Below are 5,934 nucleotides of genomic sequence, written 5' to 3' on the forward strand. Positions count from 1 at the left end.
GTTGCATAATGGTAAAAAAGGTGGCATAGGAGGTAAAATCTTGTAGACATAGTTTGAAGGGATGATAGGAAAATGCTTAAAAAGACTAACATAACCAATGGTGTTATTACTTTAAGTCATCATGATTATGGGTATCAAGAGGTAATCGATGATTTCCCCTCTGCAAAGGAAATCATTATTGTTACTTTTAGTATTTCTAAAACTGATACACGTTTACTAAACGAATTGAAAATGTTAGATGAAAGTGTTTCGGTGACATTTATAACGAATTTACCGCAAAGACATGAAAAGTATTTTAGAAGTAATCAAATGAAGACACCAGCTGATCGAGCTTTAGAAAATATTAAAGACTATTTTAATCAATTAGATCGTGATAACTATAATTGTGATTTAACGGTTTATTTCTGTTATGAAAATCATTCTAAAATTATTATGACTGAAAATATAGCATATATTGGTTCAGGTAACTTCTCTGATGAAAGTAAAAATAATGTGGAAGCAGGAATTATACTTACCGATTACGAAGATATAAAATCTATAAAAAAACAATTAATACCAGAAATTATAACTCGTTCTATTCGATATACAACTTCTTTTTATACTGTTTATATGGAATATGTAGCAGATTGGTTAATTGACTGTAACGATTTCTTTGATCATTTAGATATGGGCATTTTTACATATGCCGAAGTTAGATATGCACATGAGGAAAAGGTTCTCGATTTAACTAACGCATCCATATCTTTTGAGAAATTAAATAGATTTACAGAAATGATAAATGAGGCTAAAGACTTAATACAAGTTATGATCCTTGAAGAATTTGATCCATATATAGATACAGGTATAGTTGACAGAATAAACAAATTACTAATCTTACTAAATAACCAAGTTCAAAAATTAGAAGGTTGGTTAGAGGAATTAGCCAGTTTTGACTTTCAAGAATTGCAAATTAATTATGCACAAAAGATGCATGAATATTATTCAGGAGATCCCGATGATTTAAATTATGCTTTTGAAGAAGGACAGCGGAAAGCTCATGAAGATTTTCAGGAAATAACTGAGCGATTTATCGGTTTAGATGGATATTTTGAAAGAGTCCAAATTAGAATACCAAAGTTATTACAGTTGTTAGTTAATGAGATCGAAAACATCTCCGATATTCTAAAAAGCGAAAGTATATATGAAAACCGTTCATCTATAAATAATACAAATAAAGAGTTTTAAAACCTAACATCTGTGCAATGTTAGGTTTTCTGTATTTACCTCAAGATCACATTTAACTTTTTCTGCTTACTCAAGGGCCTTTCTAATATTACAACACTTTATATCCCCTATTGAACATATAATTACTTCTGGAGGCTTGATACACAACGATGTTTTCAAACCCTGTTCTACTGCCATTTTTAAAACACTTATTTATGATTAATTGATTATGATTAGTATTCGTGGTGCAAAATACATTTAATTTCTTATAAATCTTGTGATAGACATTGGTTCTTCTTCTTATCTCTTTTATATATTCAGGATTTAGAGAGCGATTACTATCAATCTCATTACCACTTTTAATAAAAATAGTAGGAAGATGAGCCTTGTTTGTTGGAATTTGGCTATCAGTAATTTCATAGGTATCAACCAGTATCAAATTCAACTCATTTGATGGATAATCCATATTCCTTTCGGTGACATTAATTGATTGAGCTTTTTCTTCTACATCACTATCAACAATTACTTCGGGAAAAATATCTTTCAAAAGTAATTTATACTGTAGATACATCGGTACTCTTACTAAGCTAACCTTCCCATAGCCGAGTATTTTGCTGGCCATCCAATAAACCCATATCGGATAATCGTTATACTTATTTCCAGTGTTAAATATTTTATTTTTATTAGTCTTTGTTCTCCAAATATAAATAACTATAGATGAAACAACCCCAGCAATAATAGAAATTACTCGTTCATTATTAAAGAAATTTTTTATTACTTCATGAAAGTTTGTTGCGTCTATACCGAACAAGGAGAGAATACCATAAGCCAGATCTTGAAGTGGGTAAAAGATACTTACTATTGCTGGTAACAAGATTAATAAACATTGAAATAGGACCTTATTCACTACCCATATCCCCTTAATATTATTTTGTCATTATGCATAAGGTATTAATTTTCGCATACGTTTCTGCATTTGATTTTCTTTCCACTTATCGTAATAAAGAGAAATAATATCTTTATCTATAGAAAATTCCTTCCGAGTCATAACATCTCTATATTCAACTATTTTTTTATGCAAAGAACATTTTGTTACTATGCGTTTACAACCACACGGACACTTCTTCTTATTACCTCTATTTGGTTTTTGACTTAATATATCTAGTAAGTTAATGACCTGATCAATATATTTAAGTTCAAAAACTTCAAGGTAATCCTGAATAATACCGTCTATACCGTGGTATAACTCGCCAAATACAAAGTTTTCCTCACCTTGAAGTCTAAGTGAAATTGCATAGAAGTATGGAACCACACACGAATGAATAAAGCCATCTAAAGTAGGGTTGTCCTTAATACGCTTCTTCAAGCTCATTGGCGAACCTAAACATAGAGATGAATCGGGATAAACATGATAGTCTAACGTTTTGGGAAATCTTTCTCCAATTTCGTAGACTGTTGGAATCTCTTTAGGGTAACTTTTAGGAATCACAATTCTTATTGAAAACTCGTTCTTTATATTTCCGTAGGAGTCATTCTTTATATCGAAAGCTAAGGTCCCTTTAACAATATACTCTTTGTTATTTGAAGGTGCTAAAGACATTTGGGGGTTACTTTCTAAAAATCTTTCTAATTCTTTAATATTAATATGCATCACCCCAAGGCTTTGGTGGATTAATTGGTAAGCTTGTGACATTTCCCTGCTTGTCACTTTTAAGATTGTATGTCTTATTTAAAAAGCTGTTATTTATCTTCAAAGAGAATTTATTATTTAAGATTAAACTAGCTGTTTCATAACTTTCCGTTTTTAATAAGTTGTTAATATCAACTTTGGCTTGTAATAACCAGTTTTTGAAATTCCCTTCTAAATCTAATCTTTTCCCTTCCAACGTATCCCATCTGTCTGTAAAATCTTCATTGGGATTTACAGGATTAGGAACTCTGGGAGTACTAGGATTAATATATGTTGGCATATTTTTCAATAGATTTATTAATGCTTCTTCTAAATTCAATTCCCCATTATAAGCTCTAGCTGCCAAAGTTGTTATAATAATAGAAATCGGTTTACTATCATTTTCTTCAAACATATTATCGCGATGTCTTTTTAACAATTGAATACATCTTTGAAGAATGGCTTTTCTGCTATAAATTGGAACAGGCGTTATTGAAGAACGATTATATAGTCCGATGTCGCCTATTGTCATGCGACTCTCAAACCATTTCATATATCCTTCTGGATTACTAATATTCCAGTCTTGCGAGATGATGGAATAATTATCAAGTCGATCATCAGTTATGTTTATAGCTGCGTCAACCACAGATTTGTTTAAGAATTCTTCATAATTAAAAGCATCTTCTAATTGTTTTTTGTAAACCGATTGCTTATCAATATTTAATGGTATACATGGAACTATATCTAAATGAAATTTAATCTCGTCCATATACTCCAATCTCCAACAGCGGTGCTTCTCTTCTAGTTCCTGCTTGATTCCTTTTGCTACACGATAACTTTCTAGTTCATTACCGACCATTTCTTTTAATTGTTCCTGTGTAAACAAAGACTTAAAATTAGGGATGTTGATTTTACAACCCATGTCTAAATCATATTCTTCTTGTTCGTTAATAGGTTTTATAGTAGTTCCTAATGCAAAAGAGCCTTGAGGAAATATGTTTATATCTACATCTTTGAAAGAACTATCTTCTCTATTAAACCATTCTCCCAACGATTTATATCTTTGAATGGTTTTTTCAACAACATACTCAGGTAAATCTAGTTGATCAATCATTTCTTCTAAAACACCTTTTTTATATATTGTTTCAGGCATTATAAATCCCCTTTCGTATTGTTTATCAAATGCTTGATATTACCAACCGCTAAACTAAATATAGTAACACAGAATATTTGTTCCTACAATATATAGTGCTATTAATAATCTATTAAAAAGAATAACCCATACCTTTTGAGGATTTTTAAGGAGCATATCATCATTTCCTTAATTTGCAAATACTTCTATATTGAAAGGGCAAAAAAGGAGAAAGTATGGTTTCCTTTCTCCTACTCCATAAATATATCCTCGTGATTAAATTTGAATAACATTCTTTATAGTACGATCTTTAGGTTTCTCCCCAATAGCGACATGAATCTTTATTAATCAATTCGAGGGACAAAGGGACAGGTACATCGTCCTGTTGATGACAAGAAGACTCGGACAATGAACCTGTCCCTCTGTCCTAGTACTACGAAAATATCAAAAGAGGAAAAGGGACATTGTTGTCTTTCTCAATTATTGGCTATACTCAGTAAATGAAATATTATTATATTTTAGTATAAAAATTAGTCCTATCGCCAAAAACAGTGATTGAACCTAATCTCAATGAGATGTATAATAATATTAGAAAATAAGCATAAAATAAAAACCGAGAATGTTGTGAGCATTTTCGGTCAACATGATAAAGATTCTGCCGGGATTTCCTCTGTACAAAGAAAATGTAATATACTTTGTACAGTTGGCACTCATCCTTATTTTGATTCTAGCAGATCAAAGGTTAAAATTAGCAGTCTATTCGTTTGAAAATAGACTGCTAATTTTTGTTCCAGACAAAGAATTATCAATGTAATGTCACACAAGTTGTTAAATAAGTTCATGACTAATCTCCTCAAATAATTCTTCGTCAAATTCGTAAACTATTCTCTTGATTGTGCGATCTTTAGGCACTACAGAAAGCAAAAGAATTAAAAATGAATATAATTTAGAACAACGGATGTCAGTCATTTATAGTAAAGGTTGCGTGAATAAACTTTTCTAAATGACTGACATTTTTCTTAGCATTTCAAAGTTATTTAGAAAGGAAGAGGCATTTGATATCTGAGTTGGATCCAAATTTAATCCATAATTTCAGAAAAAAGGTTCATGATCATAATAATTTTGTAAGAATATACTTTGCCGATTATAAAGAAAGAAATGGTGTTGAGGGTAAGGATGTCTGGAGTAAAATATGTTCATGTATGGATTGGTTGACTGTTGCAGTAGAAGGTATAACAATACCTCAAGAGAAGAAAAGCATGAATTTATCCTCTCTTGAGTTTACGCACTTTTTAGTTACAATTGACATGATTGTTGAATCAGTGAATCATTTATGGTTGTCAATCGGAGAAGCCACTAAAATAAAACAGCCCTATCTTAAAGATAAAAGTATTTTTCAAGCAACAGTATTTGACAGAGAATATACTGATGAGAAATATGTCAAAGAGCTAAGATCATGGTTTGGTGTACATGCAGTGAACGGAAATAAAGTAAAATTAGATGGCTTTAATAAAGAAGTCCGGTTTTTTAGTAGTTGGTCCGGTACGTTTAATGATGGGGAATTTTCTGTTCAACTGTATTCTAACAATAGGAGAGCTGAGAAGAAATATGGTGGCGGAAAAAAGGTAAGAATTGATTCCCTTATTAAATTCGTAAAGTTAAGGTATAATACTCTATTTCAACTAATGGATGAAATTGATAATATATATTTACAAGAAAAGAAAAAGTTGCAAAAAACACCGGTAAAATATGATAAAAGTGATACCGAGTTAAATCAATTAAAGCACCTTTATCAGCAAGCTAAAGATAGAAAATTAACCAGTGAATATTATGAATATCAAATAGAAGAATATATTTCTTTTTTATCATGTGATTTAAATGACTTTAAGCAAACTGAAAAAGAACTAATAATTACTTACTTAGAAGATTT

General features: G+C 30.7%; 5 protein-coding genes. 2 read left to right on the forward strand and 3 right to left on the reverse strand.

All coding sequences use genetic code 11. The features are described from left to right. Nucleotides 1-72 precede the first annotated feature (72 nt). Nucleotides 73-1,224, forward strand: coding sequence for a phospholipase D-like domain-containing protein (locus JCM9152_RS20650; RefSeq protein WP_035347627.1), 1,152 nt, complete (start codon nucleotides 73-75; stop codon nucleotides 1,222-1,224). An 88-nt stretch (nucleotides 1,225-1,312) separates the two neighbouring features. Here JCM9152_RS20650 and JCM9152_RS21645 read toward each other — a convergent pair whose 3' ends face one another. The 3 genes from JCM9152_RS21645 to JCM9152_RS20665 are packed head-to-tail and all read right to left on the reverse strand — an operon-like array spanning nucleotide 1,313 to nucleotide 4,025. After that, nucleotides 1,313-2,110 (reverse strand): hypothetical protein, encoded by a 798-nt coding sequence (locus JCM9152_RS21645; protein ID WP_052016258.1) that lies wholly within the window; start codon nucleotides 2,108-2,110, stop codon nucleotides 1,313-1,315. A 30-nt stretch (nucleotides 2,111-2,140) separates the two neighbouring features. After that, on the reverse strand, nucleotides 2,141-2,896 hold the full coding sequence (locus JCM9152_RS20660; RefSeq protein WP_148296570.1) for a hypothetical protein: 756 nt from the start codon (nucleotides 2,894-2,896) through the stop codon (nucleotides 2,141-2,143). After that, complete coding sequence (locus JCM9152_RS20665; RefSeq protein WP_052016259.1) at nucleotides 2,844-4,025, reverse strand: nucleotidyltransferase domain-containing protein; 1,182 nt, start codon at nucleotides 4,023-4,025, stop codon at nucleotides 2,844-2,846. The genes JCM9152_RS20660 and JCM9152_RS20665 overlap by 53 nt, the downstream gene beginning before the upstream one ends. A gap of 1,034 nt (nucleotides 4,026-5,059) precedes the next feature. On the opposite strand from JCM9152_RS20665, the gene JCM9152_RS20670 reads away from it, so the two are divergent. Next, the coding region (locus JCM9152_RS20670; protein ID WP_035347631.1) for a hypothetical protein at nucleotides 5,060-5,934 on the forward strand (875 nt) is incomplete at its 3' end.

It is taken from the genome of Halalkalibacter hemicellulosilyticusJCM 9152 (assembly GCF_000513115.1).
GTDB lineage: Bacteria > Bacillota > Bacilli > Bacillales > Bacillaceae_D > Halalkalibacter > Halalkalibacter hemicellulosilyticus.

Coding starts and splice junctions, on each gene's coding strand:
- JCM9152_RS20650 (WP_035347627.1), top strand. CDS start 73: ATGCTTAAAAAGACTAACATAACCAATGGTGTTATTACTTTAAGTCAT.
- JCM9152_RS20660 (WP_148296570.1), bottom strand. CDS start 2,896: ATGTCACAAGCTTACCAATTAATCCACCAAAGCCTTGGGGTGATGCAT.
- JCM9152_RS20665 (WP_052016259.1), bottom strand. CDS start 4,025: ATGCCTGAAACAATATATAAAAAAGGTGTTTTAGAAGAAATGATTGAT.